The organism is Pseudomonas sp. MAFF 730105 (genome assembly GCF_055380705.1).
This window is the reverse complement of record NZ_AP018438.1, coordinates 5,378,866-5,405,596: the sequence shown is the minus strand read 5'-3', so window position 1 is coordinate 5,405,596 and position 26,731 is coordinate 5,378,866. Positions and strand designations below refer to the sequence as shown.

The 26,731-nt window shown below is 62.9% G+C and carries 19 protein-coding genes and 1 pseudogene; 10 read left to right on the top strand and 10 right to left on the bottom strand.

Features of this window, described 5'->3' with window-relative positions:
- Nucleotides 1–66 precede the first annotated feature (66 nt).
- Genes PCOSP_RS23590 through PCOSP_RS23580 form a run of 3 tightly spaced genes read right to left on the bottom strand, consistent with a single transcriptional unit; the run spans nucleotide 67 to nucleotide 2,419 of the window.
- A complete protein-coding gene (locus PCOSP_RS23590) occupies nucleotides 67–432 on the bottom strand; it encodes a DNA polymerase III subunit chi (RefSeq protein ID WP_139645016.1) in 366 nt (121 codons plus the stop codon).
- A gap of 7 nt (nucleotides 433–439) precedes the next feature.
- A complete protein-coding gene (locus PCOSP_RS23585; RefSeq protein WP_175363658.1) occupies nucleotides 440–868 on the bottom strand; it encodes a DNA polymerase III subunit chi in 429 nt (142 codons plus the stop codon).
- A gap of 60 nt (nucleotides 869–928) precedes the next feature.
- Nucleotides 929–2,419, bottom strand: a complete 1,491-nt coding sequence (locus tag PCOSP_RS23580; protein ID WP_464709616.1) for a leucyl aminopeptidase — start codon at nucleotides 2,417–2,419, stop codon at nucleotides 929–931.
- A 313-nt stretch (nucleotides 2,420–2,732) separates the two neighbouring features.
- Between PCOSP_RS23580 and lptF the strand changes: the two are divergent.
- From lptF to pdxJ, 8 genes and pseudogenes are all read left to right on the top strand, one after another.
- Nucleotides 2,733–3,853 (top strand): annotated as a pseudogene (gene lptF, locus PCOSP_RS23575) (LPS export ABC transporter permease LptF).
- Nucleotides 3,846–4,907, top strand: coding sequence for an LPS export ABC transporter permease LptG (gene lptG / locus PCOSP_RS23570; protein ID WP_139645024.1), 1,062 nt, complete (start codon nucleotides 3,846–3,848; stop codon nucleotides 4,905–4,907). Before lptF ends, lptG begins: the two are co-directional and overlap by 8 nt.
- A gap of 255 nt (nucleotides 4,908–5,162) precedes the next feature.
- Entirely contained in the window at nucleotides 5,163–6,962 is a 1,800-nt protein-coding gene (gene lepA / locus PCOSP_RS23565; protein WP_024777646.1) for a translation elongation factor 4, read from the top strand.
- Between the two features lie 5 nt (nucleotides 6,963–6,967).
- Complete coding sequence (lepB, locus tag PCOSP_RS23560; protein WP_041022962.1) at nucleotides 6,968–7,822, top strand: signal peptidase I; 855 nt, start codon at nucleotides 6,968–6,970, stop codon at nucleotides 7,820–7,822.
- A gap of 168 nt (nucleotides 7,823–7,990) precedes the next feature.
- Nucleotides 7,991–8,680, top strand: a complete 690-nt coding sequence (gene rnc, locus PCOSP_RS23555) for a ribonuclease III (protein ID WP_041022961.1) — start codon at nucleotides 7,991–7,993, stop codon at nucleotides 8,678–8,680.
- A complete protein-coding gene (gene era / locus PCOSP_RS23550) occupies nucleotides 8,673–9,575 on the top strand; it encodes a GTPase Era (protein WP_024777649.1) in 903 nt (300 codons plus the stop codon). Before rnc ends, era begins: the two co-directional genes overlap by 8 nt.
- Before the next feature lie 197 nt (nucleotides 9,576–9,772).
- Entirely contained in the window at nucleotides 9,773–10,462 is a 690-nt protein-coding gene (recO, locus tag PCOSP_RS23545; protein WP_139645026.1) for a DNA repair protein RecO, read from the top strand.
- 51 nt (nucleotides 10,463–10,513) lie between these two features.
- Nucleotides 10,514–11,257 (top strand): pyridoxine 5'-phosphate synthase, encoded by a 744-nt coding sequence (gene pdxJ, locus PCOSP_RS23540; protein ID WP_175363662.1) that lies wholly within the window; start codon nucleotides 10,514–10,516, stop codon nucleotides 11,255–11,257.
- A 139-nt stretch (nucleotides 11,258–11,396) separates the two neighbouring features.
- On the opposite strand, the gene mltF is transcribed toward pdxJ, so the two are convergent.
- Nucleotides 11,397–12,857: a membrane-bound lytic murein transglycosylase MltF gene (mltF, locus tag PCOSP_RS23535; protein WP_139645032.1), complete on the bottom strand. Its 1,461-nt coding sequence runs from the start codon at nucleotides 12,855–12,857 to the stop codon at nucleotides 11,397–11,399.
- Nucleotides 12,858–13,145: 288 nt separating this feature from the next.
- Here mltF and purL point away from each other — a divergent pair, with 288 nt between their 5' ends.
- Nucleotides 13,146–17,042 carry a phosphoribosylformylglycinamidine synthase gene (gene purL / locus PCOSP_RS23530; protein ID WP_139645034.1) on the top strand — a complete coding sequence of 1,299 codons (3,897 nt, stop codon included), beginning with the start codon at nucleotides 13,146–13,148 and terminating at the stop codon, nucleotides 17,040–17,042.
- Nucleotides 17,043–17,046: 4 nt separating this feature from the next.
- Nucleotides 17,047–17,358, top strand: coding sequence for a YqfO family protein (locus tag PCOSP_RS23525; RefSeq protein ID WP_139645036.1), 312 nt, complete (start codon nucleotides 17,047–17,049; stop codon nucleotides 17,356–17,358).
- A 229-nt stretch (nucleotides 17,359–17,587) separates the two neighbouring features.
- Here the strand turns inward: PCOSP_RS23525 and PCOSP_RS23520 are convergent, their stop codons facing one another.
- The 6 genes from PCOSP_RS23520 to PCOSP_RS23495 all read right to left on the bottom strand — a co-directional run bounded on the left by PCOSP_RS23520 (nucleotide 17,588) and on the right by PCOSP_RS23495 (nucleotide 26,048).
- Nucleotides 17,588–18,466, bottom strand: coding sequence for a scabin-related ADP-ribosyltransferase (locus tag PCOSP_RS23520; protein WP_464709614.1), 879 nt, complete (start codon nucleotides 18,464–18,466; stop codon nucleotides 17,588–17,590).
- A 422-nt stretch (nucleotides 18,467–18,888) separates the two neighbouring features.
- Nucleotides 18,889–20,601, bottom strand: a complete 1,713-nt coding sequence (gene nagE / locus PCOSP_RS23515; RefSeq protein WP_464709613.1) for an N-acetylglucosamine-specific PTS transporter subunit IIBC — start codon at nucleotides 20,599–20,601, stop codon at nucleotides 18,889–18,891.
- A 31-nt stretch (nucleotides 20,602–20,632) separates the two neighbouring features.
- Nucleotides 20,633–23,146: a phosphoenolpyruvate--protein phosphotransferase gene (ptsP, locus tag PCOSP_RS23510; protein WP_464709612.1), complete on the bottom strand. Its 2,514-nt coding sequence runs from the start codon at nucleotides 23,144–23,146 to the stop codon at nucleotides 20,633–20,635.
- Nucleotides 23,147–23,173: 27 nt separating this feature from the next.
- Nucleotides 23,174–24,196 carry an SIS domain-containing protein gene (locus PCOSP_RS23505; protein WP_175386924.1) on the bottom strand — a complete coding sequence of 341 codons (1,023 nt, stop codon included), beginning with the start codon at nucleotides 24,194–24,196 and terminating at the stop codon, nucleotides 23,174–23,176.
- Nucleotides 24,177–25,283 (bottom strand): N-acetylglucosamine-6-phosphate deacetylase, encoded by a 1,107-nt coding sequence (gene nagA / locus PCOSP_RS23500; RefSeq protein WP_464709611.1) that lies wholly within the window; start codon nucleotides 25,281–25,283, stop codon nucleotides 24,177–24,179. The genes PCOSP_RS23505 and nagA overlap by 20 nt, the downstream gene beginning before the upstream one ends.
- A gap of 33 nt (nucleotides 25,284–25,316) precedes the next feature.
- Nucleotides 25,317–26,048, bottom strand: a complete 732-nt coding sequence (locus PCOSP_RS23495; RefSeq protein WP_139645049.1) for a GntR family transcriptional regulator — start codon at nucleotides 26,046–26,048, stop codon at nucleotides 25,317–25,319.
- Nucleotides 26,049–26,731 lie beyond the last annotated feature (683 nt).

The following is a 26,731-nucleotide window of genomic DNA, read 5'->3' as shown; positions in this document are numbered from 1 at the left end:
TGGATGTGCCGCCGCCATCGCGAGCAAGCTCGGCTCCCACAAGGTGTTCGCTGTGAGGCAGAAAAATTACTCGTACTGGCTCAGCAGCCGTTCCATCCTGGCATCCAGCCGACGTTTGATCTCGGTCTCGATGTGCGGGGCGAAGTCGTCGATGACGTCCTGCATGATCAGTTGCGCGGCGGCGCGCAATTCGGTGTCCAGATGCAGCAGGGCATCGGGCCCCTTGGGTTCGGCCTTGGGCGCCGGCTTGGGTTCGGGCTGGCCGGTGATCGGCTCGAACAACAGGGGGATCTGTTCTTCATGCACAGGCTCATGCACGACCGTGTCGGTCAGCAACGGCGGTTGCAGGGTGTCGTCGCCGAGCAGTTGGCGGATCGACTCGAGGTCGTCCAGCAGGTGTGGAGGCTTTTGCGGTGGTTTTGGAGTGTCCATCGTAGGCTCAGAGTCGCTGTAAACGGTGGTCTTGCAGAGGATAGCCCTGTTCGCGGTAGAAACGGAAACTCTCCCGCGCGGCTTGCCGGATGGCCGGATCCTCCACCACCACTTCCGCCACACGGGCGAAGCGCGGAGCAAAGGCCGGTACTTTCAGATCGAGGTTGACCAGCAGGTCCTGGTGTTGGCCGCAGTCATCCCCCAGCCCCAGCACGATCAGCCCTTCGGGTTCGCTTTCGGCCGGGCCATGAGGCACGAAGCTCTCGCCCTTGAAGGCCCACAGGCGTGCATCAAGCGCGTCGCGCTGGGCGGCATCGCTGCAATGCAGATAGATGCGGTGGCCCATGCGCCAGGCTTTTTCGGTGAGCTTGCAGGCGAAATCCAGCCGGGCCGATGGATCGGCGCTGGGCAGGATATAGAAATCGACTTTGGTCATTGCGGTTCCTGAGCTGCCGGTGACGCCGCCCGCGGACGGCGCCATCGGCAATCATGGGTGTCAGGCCTTGGCGCGGTCCAGCAGGTACTGGGTCAGCAGCGGAACCGGACGACCGGTCGCGCCTTTATCCTTGCCACCGCTGGTCCAGGCCGTACCGGCGATGTCCAGGTGCGCCCAGTTCAGGTTCTTGGTGAAGCGCGACAGGAAGCACGCCGCGGTGATGGTCCCGGCTTTCGGGCCGCCGATGTTGGCGATGTCGGCGAACGGGCTGTCCAGCTGTTCCTGATACTCGTCGAACAGTGGCAATTGCCAGGCGCGGTCGTCGGCTTGCTGGCCGGCGCTGAGCAGTTGGCCGATCAATTCGTCGTTATTGCCCAGCAGGCCCGAGGTGTGGGCGCCGAGGGCGACCACGCAAGCGCCGGTCAGGGTCGCGATGTCGATCACCGCTTGCGGCTTGAAGCGCTCGGAGTAGGTGAGGGCGTCGCACAGCACCAGGCGGCCTTCGGCGTCGGTGTTGAGGATTTCCACGGTCTGGCCGCTCATCGTCGTGACGATGTCGCCCGGGCGCGAGGCTGTGCCGCTGGGCATGTTCTCGGCGCAGGCCAGGATGCACACCAGGTTGATCGGCAGTTGCAGCTCGAGCACGGCCCGCAGGGTGCCGAACACGCTGGCAGCGCCGCCCATGTCGTATTTCATTTCATCCATGCCGGCGCCGGGCTTGAGGCTGATGCCACCGGTGTCGAAGGTGATGCCCTTGCCCACCAGCGCGTAAGGCTTCTCGGATTTCTTGCCGCCGTTGTATTGCATGACGATCAGGCGTGGCGGCTGGGCGCTGCCCTGGCCGACGGAATAGAAGGAGCCCATGCCCAGCTCCTTGATTTTCTTCTCGTCGAAGACTTCGACCTTCAGGCCCTTGAATTGCTTGCCCAGGGCCTTGGCCTGTTCGCCGAGAAACGTCGGGTGGCAGATGTTCGGCGGCAGGTTGCCCAGGTCGCGGGTGAAGGCCATGCCATTGGCGATGGCGGTGGCGTGGGTCACGGCGCGCTGGACTTCGGCCTGGGCGGCCTTGATGGTCAGCAGGGTGATTTTTTTCAGGGCGCGGGGTTCGGCCTTCTGGCTCTTGAACTGGTCGAACTGGTATTCGCCGTCCACCAGGGTTTCGGCCAGCAGGCGGGTCTTGCCGTAGCTGTCGCGGCCTTTGACCACCAACTCGTCCAGCGCCAGTGCGGCATCGCTGCCACCCAGGCCCTTGAGGGTGCCCAGCACGCCGGCGATGATCTTGCGAAACGGACGGTCGCCCAGTTCGCTCTCCTTGCCCACGCCGACCAGCAGCACGCGCTCGGCCTTGAGGTTGGGCAGGCTGTGCAGCAACAGGCTCTGGCCGACCTTGCCGGCGAGGTCGCCGCGTTTGAGCACGGCGCTGATGGCGCCGCCGCACAGGGCGTCGAGCTGGGAGGCGACGACGCCGAGCTTGCGGGCTTCGCCGACGGCAACCACCAGGGTGGCGGTTTTCAACGTTTCTGGGCTAACGCTTTTTACAACCAGTTCCATGTCCGGATCCCTGAATGAATGGTCAAGATGTCGGGCGCCGACTGTAGCGGGAGCAAGCTCCCTGCCACACGTGTCGAGTGAGGCAACGTCACGGTATCGCGCCGGCGACAAAGGCCGCAGTTTGAACCCCGGCCCCCGAGGCTGACAACCCTTGGTACAGCTATCTTTATGGCTTTGGGGACCGGTTTAAAGCGTGCGAAGTGACAGGCGCCTCCAATCACAGGATAATGCGGCTCTTTTTTCGGCGACTCGTGATGGCGAGTGGCTCGATTGCTTGTTTGGCCCCTAGCCTGACAATCCTGGAGTGTCTGGTTTGATCGTCTTTCGATATCTATCCCGCGAAGTTCTGCTGACCCTGAGCGCGGTCAGTGCCGTGCTGCTGGTCATCATCATGAGCGGGCGCTTCATCAAGTATCTCGCCCAGGCCGCTTCCGGCGCGCTGGATCCAGGCTCCCTGTTCCTGATCATGGGTTCCGCCTGCCAGGCTTCCTGCAATTGATCCTGCCGCTGGGGCTGTTCCTCGGCATTCTGCTGGCCTATGGGCGCCTGTACCTGGACAGCGAAATGACTGTCCTGTCGGCCACCGGCATGAGTCAGCAGCGGCTGTTTCGCATTACCCTGTTCCCGGCCACGCTGGTTGCGTTGATGGTGGCCTGGTTGAGCCTGAGCCTGGCGCCCCAGGGGGCCAACCAGTTCCAGTTGCTGATCAACCAGCAGGACGCCCTGACCGAGTTCGACACCCTGGTGCCGGGGCGCTTCCAGGCCCTGCGCGACGGCACGCGCGTCACCTATACCGAACAGCTTTCGGATGACCGGATCAATCTCGCCGGCGTCTTTATCACGCAAAAGAACCTGTCTTCCAACACCCAGAAGGATCGCGGCATTTCCGTGCTGGTGGCCGAGAAAGGGCGCCAGGAAATCAATCCCGACGGCAACCGCTACCTGATCCTCGAAAACGGCTATCGCTACGACGGCAAGCCGGGCCAAGCCGATTACCGCGCCATCAAGTACGACACCTATGGCGTGCTGCTGCCCAAGCCCGAGGCCAGTGAGGAGGTCACCGACCGCGACGCGATGCCGACCGCCAGCCTGCTGGGCAACACTGACATCCGCGCGCGTACCGAGCTGCAATGGCGCCTGTCGCTGCCGCTGCTGGTGTTCATCGTGACCCTCATGGCGGTCCCGCTGGCACGGGTCAATCCGCGCCAGGGTCGTTTCCTCAAGCTGCTTCCGGCGATTCTCCTGTATATGGCTTACCTGACCATCCTCATTACCGCCCGCAGTGCTTTGGAAAAAGGCAAGATCCCGCCGGCATTGGGCCTGTGGTGGGTGCATTCGATTTTCCTGGCCATTGGCCTGGGGCTGCTCTACTGGGAGCCGCTGTGCCTGAAACTGGCGAGCCGCCGCAGCGCGCTGGAGGTGGCCCGTGGTTAAGCTCGACCGCTACATCGGCAGCAGCGTGTTCATGGCGATCCTTGCGGTACTGGGGATCATCCTTGGCCTGGCGACCCTGTTTGCCTTCATCGATGAAATGAGCGACGTCAGCGATACCTACACCCTGGCGGACGTGGCGAGCTACGTGCTGCTGACCGCACCAAGGCGCCTGTACGACATGCTGCCGATGGCGGCGCTGATCGGTTGCCTGATCGGTCTGGGCAGCCTGGCCAGCAACAGCGAACTGACCATCATGCGTGCCGCCGGCGTTTCCGTCGGTCGGATTGTCTGGGCGGTGATGAAGCCGATGCTGGTGCTGATGCTGGTCGGCGTCCTGATCGGCGAGTACGTCGCCCCGGCCACCGAGAACACTGCCCAGGCCAACCGCTCCCTGGCCCAGGGCGGCGGGGATGCACAAAGCGCCAAGCATGGTCTGTGGCACCGTCAGGGCGATGAATTCATCCACATCAACTCGGTCCAGCCCAACGGCATTCTCTATGGCGTGACCCGGTATCGCTTCGACGAACAACGGCACATGTTGTCGTCGAGTTTCGCCAAGCGCGCCCAGTTTGCCGAGGATCATTGGCAATTGAGCGATGTCACCACCACCCTGTTCCATGAAAAGAACACCGAGGTGGTCGCGTCCCCGCAGGAGCGTTGGGATGTGGCGATCAGCCCGCAGTTGCTCAGCACGGTCGTCATGGCGCCGGAATCCCTGTCGATTACCGGCCTGTGGGGGTATATCCACTACCTGGCTGACCAGGGATTGAACAACGGTCGCTACTGGCTGGCTTTTTGGGTCAAGGTATTGCAACCACTGGTCACCGCCGCCCTCGTGCTGATGGCCATCTCCTTCATCTTTGGTCCGCTGCGTTCGGTAACCCTCGGTCAGCGAGTGTTCACCGGGGTTCTGGTGGGCTTCACCTTCCGCATTGCCCAGGACCTGCTGGGGCCATCGAGCCTGGTGTTCGGTTTCTCGCCACTGTTCGCGGTGCTGGTGCCGACGGGCGTCTGTGCGTTGGCCGGGCTCTGGCTGTTGCGCCGGGCTGGGTGATCCCAATTTCTTATGGTGAGCGGGCTTCTGTGGCGAGGGAGCTTGCTCCCGCTGGACTGCGCAGCAGTCCCCAGCAGCCTGCCTGACATATCGCCATGGCGGATAAATCCAGGGCCGCTTCGCAGCCAGCGGGGGCAAGCTCCCTCGCCACAAGAGCTCATCGACAGGCGAACGTGACGCTTGCGCGCTGTATCAGGTACAATTCCCGGCTATTTTTCGGCGGGCTTTGCCTGCAGCCTTTTTGAGTGTTGATCCGTGAGTGATTTGAGTCATATCCGCAATTTCTCCATCATCGCCCACATTGACCATGGCAAGTCGACGCTGGCTGATCGCTTCATCCAGATGTGCGGCGGCCTGACCGAGCGTGAGATGGAAGCCCAGGTCCTGGACTCCATGGACCTCGAGCGTGAACGCGGGATTACCATCAAGGCCCACAGCGTCACCCTCTATTACAAGGCCAAAGACGGCGTCACCTATCAGCTGAACTTCATTGACACCCCGGGCCACGTCGACTTCACCTACGAAGTCAGCCGTTCGCTGGCGGCCTGTGAAGGTGCGTTGCTGGTGGTCGATGCAGGCCAGGGTGTAGAGGCTCAATCGGTTGCCAACTGCTACACGGCCATCGAGCAGGGCCTGGAGGTCATGCCGGTCCTGAACAAGATCGACCTGCCCCAGGCCGAGCCGGAGCGCGTCAAGGATGAGATCGAGAAGATCATCGGTATCGACGCCACCGACGCGGTCACCTGCAGCGCCAAGACCGGCCTGGGTGTGGACGAAGTGCTTGAGCGCCTGGTGACCACCATCCCCGCGCCGACCGGCAACATCGAAGATCCGCTGCAAGCGTTGATCATCGACTCCTGGTTCGACAACTACCTGGGCGTGGTGTCCCTGGTTCGCGTGCGCCACGGCCGCGTGAAGAAGGGCGACAAGATCCTGGTCAAGTCCACCGGCAAGGTCCACCTGGTGGACAGCGTCGGTGTATTCAACCCGAAACACACCGCCACCGCCGACCTCAAGGCCGGTGAAGTGGGCTTCATCATCGCCGGCATCAAGGACATCCACGGAGCACCGGTCGGCGACACCCTGACCCTGAGTTCCACCCCGGACGTCGATGTGCTGCCGGGTTTCAAACGTATCCAGCCCCAGGTCTACGCCGGCCTGTTCCCGGTCAGTTCCGACGACTTCGAGGATTTCCGCGAAGCGCTGCAGAAGCTGACCCTGAACGACTCGTCGTTGCAATATACCCCGGAAAGCTCCGACGCCCTGGGCTTCGGCTTCCGCTGCGGGTTCCTGGGCATGCTGCACATGGAAATCATCCAGGAGCGCCTGGAGCGCGAGTACGACCTGGACCTGATCACCACCGCGCCGACGGTAATCTTCGAGCTGCTGCTCAAGAACGGTGAAACCATCTACGTCGACAACCCGTCCAAGCTACCGGACCTGTCGGCTATCGAAGACATGCGCGAACCGATCGTGCGGGCCAACATTCTTGTGCCTCAGGAGCACCTGGGCAACGTCATTACCCTGTGCATCGAGAAGCGCGGTGTGCAGCACGACATGCTGTTCCTCGGCTCGCAGGTCCAGGTGACCTATGACCTGCCGATGAACGAAGTGGTGCTGGACTTCTTCGATCGCCTGAAATCCACCAGTCGCGGCTATGCTTCGCTGGATTATCATTTCGATCGTTACCAATCGGCTAATCTGGTGAAGCTGGATGTGCTGATCAACGGTGAGAAGGTCGATGCCCTGGCATTGATCGTGCACCGTGACAACGCGCACTACAAAGGTCGTGCATTGACCGAGAAGATGAAGGAACTGATTCCGCGGCAGATGTTCGACGTGGCAATCCAGGCCGCCATTGGCGGGCAGATTGTGGCGCGTACAACCGTCAAGGCGCTCAGAAAGAACGTATTGGCCAAATGCTACGGCGGCGACGTCAGCCGTAAGCGCAAGCTGTTGGAAAAGCAGAAGGCCGGTAAAAAACGCATGAAGCAGGTCGGCAACGTGGAGATTCCACAGGAAGCCTTCCTTGCGGTGCTCAGGTTGGATAGTTAGGTCCTATGTCGCTAAATTTCCCGCTGTTGCTGGTTATCGCCGTGTTTGTCTGCGGTCTGTTGGCGTTGATTGATCTGTTGTTCCTGGCGCCTCGGCGCCGGGCGGCCATCGCCTCTTATCAGGGCAGCGTCAGCCAGCCCGATGGTGTGGTGGTCGAGAAACTCAACAAGGAACCGCTGCTGGTCGAATACGGCAAGTCGTTCTTTCCGGTGCTGTTCATCGTGCTGGTGCTGCGTTCGTTCCTGGTGGAGCCGTTCCAGATCCCGTCCGGCTCGATGAAGCCGACCCTGGACGTGGGCGATTTCATCCTGGTGAACAAGTTCTCCTACGGGATCCGCCTGCCGGTGATCGACAAGAAAATCATCGAGGTGGGTGATCCGCAGCGCGGCGACGTGATGGTGTTCCGCTTTCCCAGCGACCCTAACGTCAACTACATCAAGCGTGTGGTCGGCCTGCCGGGCGACAAGATCCGTTACACCGCCGACAAGCGTCTGTACGTGAATGGCGAACTGGTGGCCGAACAACTGCTCGGCTCCGAGCCGGGCACCCTGGGCAGCGCCGAGCTCTACCAGGAAAAACTCGGCGAGGTCGAGCACCTGATCCGCAAGGAAATGAGCCGCTACCGCGCGACGCCGGACCATTCGTGGACCGTGCCGGCCGAGCACTATTTCATGATGGGCGACAACCGCGACAACTCCAACGACAGCCGGTACTGGGATGATCCGAACATTCCCAAGGACATGCTGGGCATGGTCCCCGACCGCAATATCGTCGGCAAGGCCTTCGCGGTCTGGATGAGCTGGCCGGAACCCAAACTCGGACACCTGCCGAACTTCTCGCGGGTTGGCCTGATCAAGTAAACACACACGGCGCTGTTGAACACAGCGCCGAATGCATTTCTGGAGCCTGTACAAGGCGCCAACGATAGCCAGGACGTCATTTTTGAACACAGCGTTAATTGTCCCAAGCCAACGGCGCCTTGCCGACCTGGCGGTGGAATCCAGCCACGAACTCAGCGTGGGTAAACCGTGAGCGTTTCTTTAAGCCGCCTCGAGCGCCAGCTCGGCTACACCTTCAAGGACCCGGAGCTGATGCTCCTGGCCCTCACTCACCGCAGTTTTGCCGGGCGCAACAACGAACGCCTGGAATTCCTCGGTGATGCCATCCTCAATTTCGTCGCCGGCGAGGCGCTGTTCGAACGCTTCCCGCTGGCTCGCGAAGGCCAGTTGTCGCGTTTGCGCGCACGGCTGGTAAAAGGTGAGACCCTGGCCGTACTGGCCCGTGGTTTCGACCTGGGCGACTATCTGCGCTTGGGCTCCGGCGAGTTGAAAAGCGGCGGTTTTCGTCGCGAGTCGATTCTGGCCGATGCCTTGGAAGCCCTGATCGGTGCGATCTACCTGGACTCAGGCATGGAGAAGGCCCGTGAGCGCGTGCTGGCCTGGCTGACCTCCGAAATCGACAGCCTGACGCTGGTGGACACCAACAAGGATCCGAAAACCCGTTTGCAGGAATTCCTGCAATCGCGCAGTTGCGAGCTGCCGCGCTACGAAGTCGTGGATATCCAGGGCGAGCCGCACTGCCGAACCTTCTTCGTCGAATGCGAAGTGGTCCTACTGAATGAAAAAAGCCGTGGCCAGGGCGTGAGCCGTCGTATCGCCGAACAGGTGGCGGCCGCTGCAGCATTGATCGCCCTGGGCGTGGAGAATGGCAATGACTGATACAACTGTTACCCGTTGCGGCTATGTCGCCATCGTTGGCCGGCCGAACGTGGGCAAGTCCACATTGCTGAACCATATCCTGGGCCAGAAACTGGCGATCACCTCGCGCAAGCCCCAGACCACCCGCCACAATATGCTGGGTATCAAGACCGAAGGCGACGTGCAGGCTATCTACGTCGACACCCCGGGCATGCACAAGGGTGGCGAAAAGGCCCTGAACCGCTACATGAACAAGACCGCTTCGGCGGCGTTGAAAGACGTCGACGTGGTGATCTTCGTGGTCGACCGTACCAAGTGGACCGAAGAAGACCAGATGGTCCTCGAACGCGTCCAGTACGTGACCGGCCCGCTGATCGTGGCGCTGAACAAGACCGATCGCATCGAGGACAAGGCTGAGCTGATGCCGCACCTGACCTGGTTGCAGGAACAGCTGCCCAACGCCCAGATCATCCCGATTTCGGCCCAGCACGGCCATAACCTCGATGCGCTGGAGCGGGTGATTGCCGAGCACCTGCCGGAAAACGATCACTTCTTCCCCGAAGACCAGATCACCGACCGCAGCAGCCGTTTCCTCGCCGCTGAACTGGTGCGCGAGAAAATCATGCGCCAATTGGGCGCCGAGCTGCCGTACCAGATCACCGTGGAAATCGAAGAGTTCAAGCAGCAGGGCAAGACCCTGCACATCCACGCGTTGATCCTCGTCGAACGTGACGGCCAGAAGAAAATCATCATTGGTGACAAAGGCGAGCGCATCAAGCGCATTGGCACCGAGGCACGCAAGGACATGGAGCTGCTGTTCGACTCCAAGATCATGCTCAACCTGTGGGTCAAGGTGAAGGGCGGCTGGTCGGATGATGAACGGGCGTTGCGCTCGCTGGGTTACGGCGACTTGTAATCCGTCCGGCAGTACACCGCGGACCTTGTGGGAGCGGGTCTGGTGGGAGCAAAGCTTGCTCGCGATACAAGCGACTCGGTTTCAAGAAGACCGGGTTGTGTTCATCGCGGGCAAGCCTTGCTCCACCAGCCTTGCTCCCACAGTGGTTTCTGGGGTGTTGGTAATACTGCGTTTCCTTATCGAGAACTGCGACCTCCATGTCCCCCACCCATCCCATCGCCCAAGCCGCCTACGTCCTGCATTCGCGCGCCTACCGCGAAAGCAGTGCCCTGGTGGATTTCCTCACGCCGCAAGGGCGGTTGCGGGCGGTGTTGCGCGGGGCGCGGGGCAAGGCCGGGACGCTGGCGCGGCCGTTCGTGCCCCTGGAGGTCGAATTCCGGGGGCGGGGCGAGTTGAAGAATGTCGGGCGCATGGAAAGCAACGGAGTCGCGGCCTGGCTCAACGGCGAAGCCTTGTTCAGCGGCCTGTACCTCAACGAACTGCTGATCCGCCTGTTGCCCGCCGAAGATCCCCATCCCGCTGTCTTCGACCACTACGCCGCGACGCTGCTGGCCCTGGCCGAAGGCCGGCCGCTGGAGCCTCTGTTGCGATCCTTCGAATGGCGGCTGCTGGATGACCTGGGCTACGGTTTCGCCCTAGACGCCGACCTGCACGGCGAGCCCATTGCCGCCGATGGCCTGTACCGCTTGCAGGTGGATGCTGGCCTGGAGCGCGTCTACCTGCTGCAGCCCGGTTTGTTCAACGGCGTCGAACTGCTGGCCATGGCCGAGGCTGACTGGAGCGCGCCGGGCGCCTTGTCCGCGGCCAAGCGCCTGATGCGCCAGGCTTTGGCGGTTCACCTGGGCGGCAAGCCGCTGGTCAGTCGCGAGTTGTTTCGCAAGCCCTGATCAACCCGTATGCTGTGGGCCGAATCTCTGTCCATTCAAGGAGCGCTTTTCGTGAGCACCAGCAATCGCATTCTTCTCGGCGTGAACATCGACCATGTCGCCACCCTGCGCCAGGCCCGCGGTACCCGCTACCCGGATCCGGTCAAGGCCGCACTGGACGCCGAAGAGGCGGGCGCCGACGGCATCACCGTGCACCTGCGCGAAGACCGTCGTCATATCCAGGAACGCGATGTGCTGCTGCTCAAGGATGTGTTGCAGACCCGCATGAATTTCGAGATGGGCGTAACCGAAGAAATGATGGCATTCGCCGAGCGTATCCGCCCGGCGCACATCTGCCTGGTACCGGAAACGCGCCAGGAACTGACCACCGAAGGCGGCCTCGACGTGGCAGGGCAGGAAGCGCGGATCAGGGCGGCGGTGGAGCGGCTGTCGAAAACCGGCGCCGAGGTGTCGTTGTTCATCGATGCCGACGAGCGGCAGATCGAGGCCTCCAAGCGGGTCGGTGCCCCAGCCGTCGAACTGCACACCGGCCGCTACGCCGATGCCGAAACCCCCACGGATGTGGCCGACGAACTGCAACGAGTGGCTGACGGGGTCGCGTTCGGCCTGGCCCAAGGCCTGATCGTCAACGCCGGCCATGGCCTGCACTACCACAACGTCGAAGCCGTGGCGGCCATCAAGGGCGTCAACGAGCTGAACATTGGCCATGCGCTGGTGGCCCATGCCTTGTTTGTCGGGTTCAAGTCGGCGGTGGCGGAGATGAAGGCGCTGATCCTGGCGGCCGCCAGGCCCTGATATCACTGTCAGGCCCCTGTGGGAGCAAGGCTTGCCCGCGATGAAGTGGATGCAGTCCTTCTGATAGACGCGGCGCCTGTATCGCGAGCAAGCTTTGCTCCCACAGCAAGTCCCCCCACATTTGGCTGGTGTGGTGCCGTCAGAGCTGCGGGCTTTCCTGATTCGGCTTGCTCTTGTCGACGCCCGGCACATGCAGGTTGCCTTCGGCCACCTGGTTGCCTTCGAGCTGCGGTTGCGTGACCCAGGTCAGGATGTCGTAGTAGCGGCGGATGTTGGCGACGAAATGCACCGGCTCGCCGCCCCGGGCGTAGCCGTAGCGGGTCTTGCTGTACCACTGTTTCTGGGACAGGCGCGGCAGGATCTTCTTCACGTCCAGCCACTTGTTCGGATTCAGCCCTTCCTTGGCCGCCAGCTTGCGGGCGTCGTCCAGATGACCGCTGCCGACGTTATAGGCGGCAAGGGCGAACCAGGTACGGTCCGGCTCCTGGATGCTCTCGTCCAATTGATCCTTCATGTAGGCCAGGTACTTGGCGCCGCCCATGATGCTTTGCTTCGGATCCAGGCGGTTGGACACGCCCATGGCCTGGGCGGTGTTCTGGGTCAGCATCATCAGGCCGCGCACACCGGTCTTGGACGTGACCGCCGGTTGCCACAGCGATTCCTGGTAGCCAATGGCGGCCAACAGGCGCCAATCGACTTTTTCCTGCTTGGCATAGGCCTTGAAGTGCTGCTCGTACTTGGGCAACCGTTGCTGCAAATGCTGGGCAAAGGTGGTGGCGCCCATGTAGCCGAGGACATCGACGTGTCCGTAATAGCGATCTTTCAGGCGTTGCAGGGTGCCGTTCTTCTGCACTTTGTCGAGATAAGCGTTGATTTCGTTGAGCAGGCTGTTGTCTTCGCCGGGGCCCACCGCCCAGCTCTGGCTGCGGGCATCACCCAGGTCGAAGGCCACGCGGACGTTGGGGAAGTACACCTGGTTCATTGCCACTTCGTTGGAGTCCACCAGGGTCAGGTCGATCTGGCCCTCATCGACCATGCGCAACAGGTCGACCACTTCAACGGCGTCGGATTCTTCGTATTCGATGCCCGGATACTGCTGTTTCAGTTGCGCCAGTTGCTCGGCGTGGGTGCTGCCCTTGAGCACCATGATCTTCTTGCCCGCCAGGGCCGCCGCGTCGGTGGGGCGCGACTGGCCGTTGCGATAGATGACCTGGGGCGTGACTTCCAGGTAGGAATGGGAGAACCGTACCTGTTTCTTGCGCGCCTCGCTGCTGACCAGGCCGGCGGCGGCCAGTACCGGGCCGTTGGGTTTGCCGATCTGGCTGAACAGGTCGTCGAGGTTGTCGGCGGTCTCGATTTTCAGTTCCACACCCAAATCGTCGGCGAAACGCTTCACCAGCTCATATTCGAAGCCGGTTTCACCGTTGCGATCCTCAAAGTAGGTGGCGGGGCTGTTTCGGGTAACCACCCGCAGCACGCCATCCTCCTTTACGCGCTCCAGTGTGTTGGGTTTCTCAACACAACCACTGAGCACCAGGAAGAGTCCGGTTGCGATCAGCCATCTGGCGTACCGCGGACGCAAAGCCGTTGGGGAAAACATCTGCGCAGTATACGCAAACGGCCCTTACCGCCATATCTCGACAGCGAAAGGCCAGTCTGCTAGCGGTTGCAAAACATGTCTGCAACACAAGCCGGCCGGCGTGCGGCGGGTTTTATGTCGATTAAAAATATCTGTGCAGGCACATTGGAACGGACGTTCGACAAGGGGTTTGGCGCAAAGACCGACATTCGGCCAGCATCGCTGATGCCGTTTCGGGTGCCGTTGCCGACGGTTTAGGCTAGAATGCACGGCCTCAAAGCACACCCCCTTCCCGAGGCTGTCCCGAAGATGTTGATCCTGCGCGGCGCTCCTGCCCTTTCTGCCTTTCGCCACAGCAAACTCCTTGAGCAACTGAGCCAGAAGGTTTCGGCTGTCAGTGGCTTGTATGCTGAATTCGCTCACTTCGCCGAAGTCACCGGCGGTTTGACCGGCGACGAACAGCAGGTGCTCGCGCGCCTTCTGAAATACGGTCCCAGCGTTCCCGTCCAGGAGCCGGCTGGTCGCCTGTTCCTGGTACTGCCGCGCTTCGGCACCATTTCGCCGTGGTCGAGCAAGGCCAGCGACATCGCCCGCAACTGCGGCCTGGCGAAAATCCAGCGCCTGGAGCGCGGCATTGCCTTTTATGTCGCCGGTGAGTTCAGCGAGGCCGAGGCCCAACTGATCGCCGACAGCCTGCATGACCGCATGACCCAGGTCGTGCTGGGCAACCTGGAGCAGGCCTCCGGTCTGTTCAGCCACGCCGAGCCCAAGCCACTGACCGCCATCGACGTGCTGGGCGGTGGTCGTGCCGCGCTGGAAAAAGCCAATGCCGAGCTGGGCCTGGCCCTGGCCGAAGACGAGATCGATTACCTGGTCAACGCCTTCCAGGGCTTGAAGCGCAACCCCCACGACATCGAACTGATGATGTTTGCCCAGGCCAACTCCGAGCACTGCCGCCACAAGATCTTCAACGCCAGTTGGGACATTGACGGCCAGAGCCAGGAAAAAAGCCTGTTTGGCATGATCAAGAACACCTACCAGATGCACAGCGAAGGCGTTCTGTCTGCTTACAAGGACAACGCTTCGGTGATTGTCGGCAGCGTTGCCGGCCGCTTCTTCCCGAATCCCGAGACCCGCCAGTACGGTGCGGTCCAGGAGCCGGTGCACATCCTGATGAAGGTCGAGACCCACAACCACCCGACCGCGATTGCGCCGTTCCCGGGCGCGTCCACCGGTTCCGGTGGCGAGATCCGCGACGAAGGTGCAACCGGTCGCGGCGCCAAGCCCAAGGCCGGCCTGACCGGTTTCACCGTGTCGAACCTGCAGATTCCGGGCTTCGAGCAACCGTGGGAAAAGCCGTACGGCAAGCCTGAGCGCATCGTCAACGCCCTCGACATCATGATCGAGGGCCCGCTGGGTGGCGCCGCGTTCAACAACGAATTCGGCCGTCCGGCCCTGACGGGCTACTTCCGTACCTTCGAACAATCCATCACCACCCCCCGTGGCGAAGAAGTGCGCGGCTACCACAAGCCGATCATGCTCGCTGGCGGCATGGGCAACATTCGCGCCGAACACGTGCAAAAAGGCGAGATCGTGGTCGGCTCCAAGCTGATCGTCCTCGGCGGCCCGGCCATGCTGATCGGCCTGGGCGGCGGCGCGGCATCCTCCATGGCCACTGGCACCAGCTCGGCGGACCTGGATTTCGCGTCGGTCCAGCGGGAAAACCCGGAAATGGAACGCCGTTGCCAGGAAGTCATCGACCGTTGCTGGCAGTTGGGTGACAAGAACCCGATCAGCTTCATCCACGACGTGGGCGCGGGCGGCCTGTCCAACGCCTTCCCGGAACTGGTCAACGACGGTGGCCGTGGTGGCCGCTTCGAGCTGCGCAACATTCCGAACGACGAGCCGGGCATGGCCCCGCATGAAATCTGGAGCAACGAGTCCCAGGAACGTTACGTCCTGGCAGTCGGCCCGGCCGACTTCGAGCGCTTCCAGGCCATCTGCGAGCGTGAGCGCTGCCCGTTCGCCGTGGTCGGCGAAGCCACTGCCGAGCCGCAACTGACCGTCACCGACAGTCACTTCGGCAACAGCCCGGTGGACATGCCACTGGAAGTGCTGCTGGGCAAAGCCCCGCGCATGCACCGTTCGGCCGTTCGCGAAACCGAGCTGGGCGACGATTTCGATCCGTCCACCCTCGACATCGCCGATTCCATCGAGCGTGTCCTGCACCACCCGGCCGTGGCGAGCAAGAGCTTCCTGATCACCATCGGTGACCGCACCATCACTGGCCTCGTGGCCCGTGACCAGATGGTCGGCCCGTGGCAGGTGCCGGTGGCTGACGTCGCCGTGACCGCCACCAGTTTCGACGTCTATACCGGTGAAGCCATGGCCATGGGCGAGCGCACACCGCTGGCCCTGCTGGACGCTCCGGCGTCGGGCCGCATGGCGATTGGTGAGGCGCTGACCAACCTCGCGGCCTCGCGCATCGGCAAGATTTCCGACATCAAGCTGTCGGCCAACTGGATGTCCGCCGCCGGTCATCCGGGCGAAGACGCCCGCCTGTACGACACCGTCAAGGCTGTCGGCATGGAGCTGTGCCCGGAGCTGGGCATCACCATTCCGGTGGGCAAGGACTCCATGTCCATGGCCACGCGCTGGAACGAAGACGGCGTGGACAAGAGCGTGACCTCGCCGCTGTCGCTGATCGTGACCGGTTTCGCCCCGGTTACCGACATCCGCCAGACCCTGACCCCGCAACTGCGCATGGACAAGGGCACCACCGACCTGATCCTGATCGACCTGGGCCGTGGCCAGAACCGCATGGGCGCCTCGATCCTGGCCCAGGTGCATGGCAAGCTCGGCAAGCAAGCGCCTGACGTCGACGATGCCGAGGACCTGAAAGCGTTCTTCGCCGTCATCCAGGGCCTCAATGCCGACGGCCACCTGCTGGCCTACCACGACCGTTCCGATGGAGGCCTGCTGACCACCGTGATGGAAATGGCCTTCGCCGGTCACTGCGGCCTGAGCCTGACCCTCGACAGCGTGGCGGAATCCGCCGCCGAAATCCCGGCCATCCTGTTTAACGAAGAACTGGGTGCGGTGATCCAGGTTCGCCAGGACGCCACGCCGGACATCCTCGCCCAGTTCAGCGCGGCGGGCCTGGCCGATTGCGTCTCGGTGATCGGCCAGCCGATCAACAACGCCCACGTCAACATCACCTTCAATGGCGATACCGTCTTCGAAGGCCAGCGTCGCCTGTTGCAGCGCCAGTGGGCTGAAACCAGCTACCAGATCCAGCGTCTGCGGGACAACGCCGATTGCGCCGATCAGGAATTCGACGTACTGCTGGAAGAAGACAACCCGGGCCTGAGCGCCAAGCTCAGCTACGACGTCAACCTGGACGTGGCCGCGCCTTACATCAAGAAAGGCATTCGTCCACAAGTGGCGGTACTGCGTGAGCAGGGCGTCAACGGCCAGGTGGAAATGGCGGCGGCATTCGACCGTGCCGGTTTCAACGCGATCGACGTGCACATGAGCGACATCCTCGCGGGCCGTGTCGACCTTAATGACTTCAAGGGCATGGTGGCCTGTGGCGGCTTCTCCTACGGCGACGTGCTGGGTGCCGGTGAAGGCTGGGCCAAGTCGGCGCTGTTCAACAGCCGCGCCCGCGATGCGTTCCAAGGCTTCTTCGAGCGCACCGACAGCTTCACCCTGGGTGTGTGCAACGGTTGCCAGATGATGTCCAACCTCCACGAGCTGATCCCGGGCAGCGAGTTCTGGCCGCACTTCGTGCGCAACCGTTCCGAGCAGTTCGAAGCCCGCGTGGCGATGGTCCAGGTGCAGGAGTCGAACTCGATCTTCCTGCAAGGCATGGCCGGTTCGCGCATGCCGATCGCCATCGCCCACGGTGAAGGTCACGCCGAATTCGAAAGCGAAGAGGCGTTGCTCGAAGCCGACCTGTCCGGTTGCGTGTCGCTGCGGTTCGTCGACAACCACGGCAAGGTCACCGAAGCCTACCCGGCCAACCCGAACGGCTCGCCGCGCGGGATTACCGGCCTGACCAGCCGCGACGGCCGCGTGACCATCATGATGCCGCACCCTGAGCGGGTATTCCGCGCGGTGCAGAACTCGTGGCGTTCGGATGACTGGAACGAAGACGCGCCATGGATGCGCATGTTCCGCAACGCTCGCGTCTGGGTGAACTAAAGGCGTGTACAAGCTCTGCTTCTTTGTCCCGGCCAGCCATGTGGAAGAGGTCAAAACCGCCGTATTCGCTGCCGGTGGCGGACGGATCGGCGACTATGACCACTGCGCCTGGCAAGTGCTGGGTCTGGGCCAGTTTCGCCCCTTGGACGGCAGCCAGCCGTTCATGGGCGAAGTGGGTCAGGTTGAGCAGGTCGAGGAGTGGAAGGTGGAGCTTGTGGTGGCCGATGAGTTGATTCGCGTAGTGGTGGAGGCCTTGAAACAGAGCCATCCCTACGAGACACCGGCGTATGAGGTGTGGCGGTTGGAGGATTTCTGATCCTCTGCCCGTGGAAATGAGAAACCCGCTGATTGATTCAGCGGGTTTTTATTGGGTGGACGGTTTGTTGCAGTCAGTGGCGGCCTCTTCGCGAGCAGGCTCGCTCCCACAGGGTAGGGTGCAGGTCACGACTTCTATGAGCACCGCAAATCCCTTGTGGGAGCGAGCCTGCTCGCGATGACGCCCGACCAGACAATGACGTCCCGACCTGCGGCGACGCCGGGCCCATCTACTGATGCCGACGCTCCAGGCGACAAACCTCTTTCTCGATACCGATGCACTCGACCGGTTCGCTCACACCTTTCTCGAACCGCCGAGCATTCATCAACAGCCCGCCCTTGATGCCACCGATGAATGCGTAGGCGCCCTCACGTGCGCCGGTGCTACGTCCTGATAGATCAACCGCCACGGTGTTGGGCCTGACTTCATAGACCCAGCCGCCGTTCGAGGCTTGCTCGGTGGCCCAGAGCTTGGCTTCGCCATAGTCGTGAAACGCTACGACGACCGATTGAGCCAAGGGAGACTCCGGCTGGGTGGCCAGTCTCAAATTCGGCGGGAGAGTGTTCCAGGCCTGCAACCCCTGGCTGAGCGCATCCGCGCCCTGCACGGGGTTGATTGTCGTAGAGCCGACGGCCCAGAGGGGTTCCTTGGTCGTTACCCAGGCCAGTCCTTCTGGAGGCTCCAGCCGATTCCAATCGATGGGAATCGCAGCAACCTGCTGCATCGTCTCGTGGCCGGTGGGTTCCCGGTAGTCCGGATTCGTCACGCAATTGGCCAGGTTCGTTGCCTTGCAGGCCTTATTGATGAAGGACCCCTTGACCCCACCTGGGAAGCTGATTTCCACCTCGCGGGGGAAGGGGCCTCCTGATTGCTCCTGATCGATCCCATGGGGGGCCTTGAATTCGTACACCCACTCGCTGGCGTAGTGCTGGGCGATGAACTGACTGCGCGTCGTGCTGCTGAACACCGTCCCGGCGGAGCCACCCGCATGGTTGTACCAGTTGTATATCCATTCGCTCTCGGGGATGCCCGCGGCTTTGGGCAGCAGACCGTCCTGAAAAGCGCTGAGACCCTGGCCCGTTGTATCTCCCCGGTAGAGCGTGTCCATGTCGGTACGCCAGCGCAACGATGGTGTGGTTTTGCGAATATCCACGTCTGGATTCGCCGTGACCTTGAGCCAGGCTTGGTACCAGGGCTCTGCTTTCGGGTCCTGAGAGCCTTGGGTCGCTGCCCACGCATAAGGGCCTGTTTGCCAGGCGCCTACAAGTACCGCCGCGACAGTCGCCGCCCGTATGAAAGTGCTTTTTCTAGTCATGATTGAATGCCTCAGCTGGAATGAGGGGCCAGTCGAATCACATACGTCATGACTACCTATTCTTCGACGTGACAGGTTTGGTGATTGATCGCGTCGGGAGGGCGCCGCTGGGGCGCGCCTCGGTCCGCCGCGTGAGTCCAAAGAATAGGCGACGGCGGGTTTTTCAGCCGTTTTTTGGGATCCAATCTTGTAACAAGCTGCTCCGGCGGAGATCGTTAGAGGGATTGCGCGCAGGTTTTACGGTTGTTCAGCATTGCCCTTAGCGCTTCACCCATTGCACTGGCCCGATTTCCCACCAGCACATGCCAGATGCCGCCTTCCATCTGGCTGACACCTTGGCAACCCAGGGCTCTCAGATCCGTCTCGGATAACCGTCGGGCGTCTTCGAGCTGCACCCGTAGCCGCGTTTGGGCGACGCATTCCAAGGCCAACACATTGTCCTTGCCGCCCAGTGCGTCCAGCCATTGCCCGACCTGCTCGGTGCTAAACGAGGTTGACTCGGCCTGCACCGGTTCACTCACCGGGTTGTCGATCGAGACGGCCATTGGCAAGGCCAGGCGGATCTCGTCGGCGATGCTGTCGGCCATCGGCCCAACCACCACCTGTAGGCTGCCGCCGTTGCCGGGGCGTACCACGGCCATGGCGCCCAGGGCCTTGAGTTGTGCATCGGAGGCCTTGTTGCGATCGACCATGTCCAGTCGCAGGCGCGTGGTGCAGGCGCCGACGGTGATCAGGTTGTCGGCGCCACCGAGCGCTGCGATGTAGGCCCCGGCTCGTTCATTCTGGGTAAAGACCGGTTTGTCTGCGGTCGGGACGTCTTCACGACCGGGGGTCTTGAGGTCGAAGCGGCGGATGCAGAAGTCGAACACGGTGTAGTAGATCACCGCATAGGCCAGGCCCACCGGCACCACCAACCAGCCGTTGTTCGACTTGCCCCAGCCCAGGACCATGTCGATGAAACCGCCGGAGAAGGTAAAGCCCAGGCGGATGTTCAGCCAGTCGGTAATCGCCATCGACAGCCCGGTGAGCAAGGCATGCAACAGGAACAGCAGTGGCGCGAGGAACATGAAGGCAAATTCCACCGGCTCGGTGACGCCGGTGAGAAACGAGGTCAGGGCCATGGACAACAGAATCCCGCCCATGACTTTGCGCCTTTGGGGCAGGGCGTTGCGGTACATCGCCAGGCACGCGGCGGGCAGGCCGAAAAGCATCACCGGGAACATGCCGGTCATGAACTGGCCGCCGTTGGGGTCGCCGGCAAAATAGCGGGTCAGATCGCCGGTCACCACCGCACCGGTGTGCGGGTCGGTGAAGCTGCCGAAGATGAACCAGGCCATGTTGTTGAGGATGTGGTGCAGACCGGTGACGATCAGCAGCCGGTTGAACACCCCGAATACGAATGCCCCCAGGCTGCCGCTTTCCATCAACAGCGCGCCGAAGCTGTTGATGCCTTGCTGGATCGGCGGCCAGACCAGGCCGAACGCCACTCCCAGGCCCACCGCGCTGAAGCCGGTGACGATCGGCACGAAGCGCCGGCCGCCGAAGAACGCCAGGTACTCCGGCAGCTTGATGTCCTTGAACCGGTTATACAGTGCCCCCGCGAGCAGGCCGCTGATGATCCCGGCGAGCATGCCCATGTTGATGCTGGCGTCGAGCACCTTCAGCGTGGCGATCATCACCAGATAACCGATGGCCCCGGCCAGCCCCGCCGTGCCGTTATTGTCCCGGGCGAAGCCCACGGCGATGCCAATGGCGAAGATCATCGCCAGGTTGGTGAAAATGGCCTGCCCGGCATCATGGATGATGGCGATGTTCAGAAGATCGGTGTCGCCCAGGCGCAGCAACAGGCCGGCGATGGGCAGGATGGCGATGGGCAGCATCAGCGCCCGGCCGAGACGTTGCAGTCCTTCGATGAAATGCTGGTACATGGCGGTTCTCCCTTATTGTTCTTCGACGTACTCAGCCCAGGGGCCAGTGTTGATGACAGGCCTGGCGCACGGCAGCGGCACTGCCCAGCCCCAGCAATTCGGCGCTGAGGCAAGCGCACTTGACGGCGTCAAGATCGCGCACGCGGGCTTTGATCTCGCCGATCTGCGCCGGGCTGACCGACAGTTCGCGCACACCCAGCCCCACCAGCACCGGCGTCGCCAAAGGATCGGAGGCCAGGGCGCCGCACACGCCGATCCAGCGCCCATGCCGGGCCGCGCCGGCGCAGGCCTGGGCGATCAGCCGCAGCAGTGCCGGGTGCAGGGCATCGACCCGGGCGGCGAGGCCGGCGTGGTCGCGGTCCATGGCAAGGGTGTACTGCGAGAGGTCGTTGGTGCCGATGGACAGGAAGTCCGCGTGCTCGGCCAGTTGTTCGGCCAGCAAGGCGGCCGCCGGCACTTCGATCATCACCCCCAGTTGCGGCCGTTCGCTCAGGCCCAGTTCACGGCCCAGTGCATCGAGGCGCTGGCGGATGTGCAGCAGTTCGTCGACTTCGGTGACCATGGGCAACAGGATCCGGCAGCGGTCCAGTGGACGGGTTTGCAGCAACGCTCGCAGTTGCTGGTCGAGCAATTCCGGGCGCACCTGGGCCAGGCGAATACCCCGCAGGCCCAGCACCGGGTTGGCTTCGGGCGGCAGCGGCAGGTAGTCCAACTGTTTGTCGCCGCCGACATCGATGGTGCGGATGATCACCGGCTTGTCGCCCATGGCGTCGAGCACGGCTTGGTAGCTTTGGCGCTGTTCTTCTTCGTCCGGAGCGGTGCGGCGGTCAACGAACAGGAATTCGGTACGCAGCAGCCCGACACCGTCAGCGCCGTTAGCCAGGGCCTCGGCCGCATCGGCGCTGGAGGCGACGTTGGCCGCCACTTCGACCGTCACGCCATCAACGGTGCGGGCCGGTGCGTGGGCCTGGGCTTGTTGTCGAGCGCGACGGGCGGCTCGCTGGGCATGTGCCTGTTGCACCTGGGTCATGCGCTCGGCGCTGGGTCGCAATTCGAGACGGCCTTCGTCGGCATCCAGCACCACCGACTGGCCTTGTTCCTGTTCCAACAGCGCCGCGTCCAGCGCCACCAGGCACGGCATCCCTTTGCCTCGGGCCAGGATGGCCACGTGAGAAGTGGCGCCGCCCTCGACCATGCACACGCCGGCGACGCCTTGGGCACTGAGTTGCAGCAGGTCCGACGGGGTCAGTTCCTGGGCCGCGACAATCGCGCCCGCCGGCACGTCGAATTGCCAGCTTTCCCCCAGCAATGCCCGCAGGACCCGTTGGCGCAGGTCGCGCAGGTCGTTGGCGCGCTCGGCCAGCAGTGTGCTGCCCAGTTGCTCCAGCACCCGGCATTGCGCGTCGATGGACTGGTTCCAGGCGTGAGTCGCGGCGCTGCCCTGGTCGATGCAGAGGTGGGCGGCATCGAGCAGGATCGGGTCGTCCAGCAACGCCAGATGGGCGCTGAAAATCGCTTCCTCGTCGCTGTGGCGCCGGGCCTTGGCGTTGTCCAGGGTCAGGTGAATATCGCGGCTGACGTGGGCCAAGGCACTGCTCAATTGCTGGCGCTGATCTTCGACGTTGTGACCGCCCGCGTCCTCGGGCAACTGAATGCCATTCAACCGGACCAGCGGCCCGGCCACAAGGCCGGGGGCGGCGCATACGCCGTGCAGCACGCCGTCTTCGGCAGGACGAGCATGGGGTTTGAGTGCAGGCGCTGCGGCGTGGGCGTCTTCGGCCAGGGCGGTGGACAGGGTCGTCAACAATGCTTGCAGTGCCGCTTCGGCATCGTTGCCACGGCAACTGACCTGCACTTCTGCCTGCTCGCTGATCGCAAGGCTCATCATCCCCATGAGGCTGTCGCAGGAGGCCGACTTGCCGCCGAAATGCAATTGCGAGCGACTCTTGAAGCCCTGGGCGGTCTGGCGTATCAAGGCCGCCGGCCGCGCGTGCAAGCCGCCGCGATGGGCGATGCGGATCTGGCCGAAGACCTCGATGCCGACGTCCTGAGGTTCGTCCGTTGACGAGCCTGTAGCCACGGCGATGACATGCAGCAGCGGCTCGCCGACCTTTACGCCCTTGAGGGTGACGGGCCGCGCCTGAAAGCGCTCGCCATTGGTGATGACCAACAGACTGACCAGGCTCTTGCAACGCCGCGCCACTTTGTCCACGTCATAACGCAGCAACGGCTGGCCGTTACTGACCCGTGCACCTTCCTTGACCAGCATGGAAAACCCGTCGCCACGCAGCTCGACGGTGTCCAGCCCCAGGTGCAGCAGCAGTTCGGCCCCATTGTCGGCCCGCAGGGTCACGGCGTGGCCGGTGCGGGCGACATGGATCACTTCGCCGTCGCAGGGTGCGTAGAGGGTGTCGTTCAGCGGATCGATGGCGATCCCGTCGCCCATGGCGCCGCTGGCGAACACGGCGTCCGGCACATTGGCGAGGGTGAGCACCGGCCCGCTGAGCGGGGCGCTGAGGGTCAACTCTTTATTATTGTTGGGCATGGCGCGCTCTCATCAGGCTGTCATTAATCAGTGCGTACGGGTGACTTTGCTCAGGTGCCGCGGTTGGTCGGGGTTCAGGCCCCGGGCCACGGAGAGGTGGGCGGCCATCCCGTAAAAGCTCTGGATCGCCAGGATCGGGTCCAGGGCCGGGTGTTCGGCGCGGGTCAGGGTCAGGTCGCGTTCGGCGATGTCATCGGGCGCTGCCAGCAAGACCCGGGCGCCGCGCTGGCGCATGTCGGCGGCCAGGCTCAATACGCCGGCCTGCTCGGCACCGCGAGGGGCGAGCACCAGCAGCGGGTAGTTTTCATCGATCAGCGCCATCGGCCCGTGACGCACCTCGGCGCTGCTGAAGGCTTCGGCCTGGATCGCCGAGGTTTCCTTGAACTTGAGCGCCGCTTCCTGGGCGATGGCGAATCCGGCGCCACGGCCGATCACCATCAGCCGCTGGCAATTGCGCAGGGCCTCGACGGCGGTACTCCAATCCTGGCGAGCGGCCTCGCGCAAACCTTCGGGCAGGGCGCTGCCGGCCTCCAGTAGTTCGGCGTCGTCCTTCCATTGGGCCACCAACCGTGCGCTGGCGCTGAGGGTGGCGATGAAGCTCTTGGTAGCGGCGACGCTGCTTTCGACACCGGCGCACAGCGGCACGCTGAACTCACACGCTGCTTCCAGAGGCGAATCGAGCGCGTTGACCAGGGCCACGCTCAAGGCGCCGCGCTTGCGCAACAGGCGCAGGCTGTTCACCAGGTCCGGGCTCTGGCCCGACTGGGAAAAGCCGAATGCCACCTGGCCGCTGACCTTGAGCGGCGCCTGCTGCATGGTCACCACCGACATCGGCAACGACGCCACCGGCAAGCCCAATTGCTGCATGGTCAGGTAGGCGAAGTAGCTGGCGGCGTGGTCGGAACTGCCGCGGGCGATGGTCATTGCCACTTGCGGCGGCTGACGGCGCAGGCGTCCGGCGATTTCCTGCAGGGCCGGGTCCAGTTGCTGCAACTGGCGTTCGACGGCTTCGCAGGCGGCGAGGGCCTCTTCAAGCATTTTGGAAGTCAATGGCTTCTCCTTCGACCATCACGTCGGTCAGGGTCAGGGAACGGTCAAGGCGCACGCAGTCGGCCCAGGCGCCCGGTTGCAGACGTCCGCGCTCGGGCAGGCCGAGGTAGTCGGCAGGAAATTGAGACAGGCGTTGCGAGGCTTCGGCGATGGGCAGGCCGATTTTCACCAGGTTACGCAGGGCCTGGTCCATGGTCAGGGTGCTGCCGGCCAGGGTGCCATCGGCCAGCCGCACGCCGCCCAGGCATTTGGTTACGGTGTGGCTGCCCAGTTTGTACTCGCCGTCGGGCATGCCGGCGGCGGCGGTGGAGTCGGTGACGCAATACAGGCATGGGATCGCGCGCAAGGCCACGCGCATGGCGCCGGGGTGCACGTGCAGCAGGTCCGGGATCAGCTCGGCATAGCGGGCGTGGGCCAGCGCCGCGCCGACAATGCCCGGCTCGCGGTGATGCAGCGCGCTCATGGCGTTGTACAAATGGGTGAAGCTGCTGGCGCCGGCGGCCAGTGCGGCGACGCCTTCTTCGTAGCTGCCCAGGGTATGGCCGATCTGCATGCGCACGCCACGGGCACTGAGGGTGCGGATCAAGGCATCGTGGCCGGCGATTTCCGGGGCGATGGTGATCACCCGGATCGGCGCCAGGGCCAGATAACCTTCCACTTCGGCCATCAACGCGGTGTGGGCGAAGTTCGGTTGCGCGCCGAGTTTGCCGGGGTTGATGTAGGGACCTTCCAGATGCACGCCGAGCATCCGGGCGCTGCCGTTCTGCCGTTGCTCACAGAACTCGCCCAGGGCCTTGAGCACGCGGGTGATCTCTTCGCCTGGCGCGGTCATGGTGGTCGCCAACAGCGAGGTCGTACCAAAGCGCACATGGGTGCGGGCGATCGTGTCGAACGCCGGGGCGCCTTCCATGATGTCCTTGCCGCCGCCGCCGTGGACATGCAGGTCGATGAAGCCGGGCAGCAGGTAAGGCAAGTCATTGTCGGCCGGATCGCAGGGTTGGCCTTCGACGGACACGACCTTGCCGTGGGCGTGGATCAGGAGGCCGCGAACCCAGCCGTGGGCGGTGAGGATGTTGTCTTCGGACATGGGCAGTCTCTGATGTCTGGGGAGGCAGCGCTGCTAGCGCCGGAGCTCGGCGACAAAGTCGTAGTAATCGTTGCGGCAGTAGGTGTCGGTGACTTCGATGGGCGTGTTGTCCTCCAGGTAGCCGACCCGGGTCATCAGCAGCATGGCGGTGCCTGGGGCGATACCCACCAGGGTGGCGAACTCGTCCGAGGCGTTGATGGCCTGGATGTGCTGCAGGGCGCGCACCACCGGTTTGCCGATGCTGTCGAGAAATTCGTAGAGCGAAGCGCCAATGGCCTGGGGCTTGGGGATGATGGCGGCGGGCAGGGTGCTCATTTCGATGGCCATGACCGTGTCGTCGGCCTTACGCAGGCGCTTGAGCCGCGCGACCTTGTCGGTGGGTGAAAGGCCCAGGCGGATCAGTTCTTCGTGGGTGGGCGGGGTGATTTCCCGTTCCAGCCACTGGGAGCCGGGCACGAAACCCTTGAGCCGCAACATCTCGCTGAAGCCGCTGAGGCGTGACAGCGGTTGTTCCAGGCGCGGGGTGATGAACGTGCCTGAGCCTTGGTTGCGGCGGATCAGGCCTTGGTCGAATAACACTTCCAGTGCTTTGCGGGCGGTGACTCGGGAAATGCCCAGTTGTTCGCTCAAGCTGCGTTCGGACGGCATGGCTTGTTCGGCTTTCCATTGGCCTGCGTGTATTGCGGCTTCCAGGTTGCGGGCCAGTTGCAGGTAGAGCGGTGTGGCTTGGGTGTCGTCGGGGCGCAGGGCCAGGATGTCGTTCATGGGGTGTCCGATGCGGTTGTTGGGGGTGTTGTCGCTCGGTGATGGGGTGGAAGTTAATACCACTTGAATACCATGTCAATGAGGGTTGCCTTAAGGTTTCTGGGATTGTCGGGGGGATTTTTTGGAGTGGATTTCAAGTGGTATTACTTTTGGTCGTTTTGGTGGAAGAGGACCGTAGCTGCTGAGGGGGACTTTGAGGGAAGTGGTATTTGCGCTTTGGTGATGGGGGGTTGGATTTATTTTTTTATGCCGACCGGCGGTTGTTTTGAGGGAGAGTTGGATGGTGTGTATATCCATTTCTTCGGTAACGGCGACTTATGGTTCCGCTCTTACAGCGGGTTACTTTTGGCAGACGCCCCAAAAGTAACCAAAAGGTCTTAGCCCCACCACTCGGCACCTCGCCTAGGCTCGGTGTGCCCTCACTCCGGCATTGCTCCGTGGGCCCGCCGCGAAGGGCCATCCATGGCCCAGCGCGGCTACCCCGGCATCCATGCCGGGGTACCCACTACGCAATACCTGCGTTCGGCCAGCGTGGTTAACGGGGCCTGAAGATCAAAAGCAAAAGCAAAAGCAAAAGCAAAAGCAAAAGCAAAAGCAAGGCGGCTTTGCCGCCGACCTGCTTTTTGAGCGTACGTGTTCCCCCTGTGGGAGCGAGCCTGCTCGCGATGGCGTCGGTTCATGCA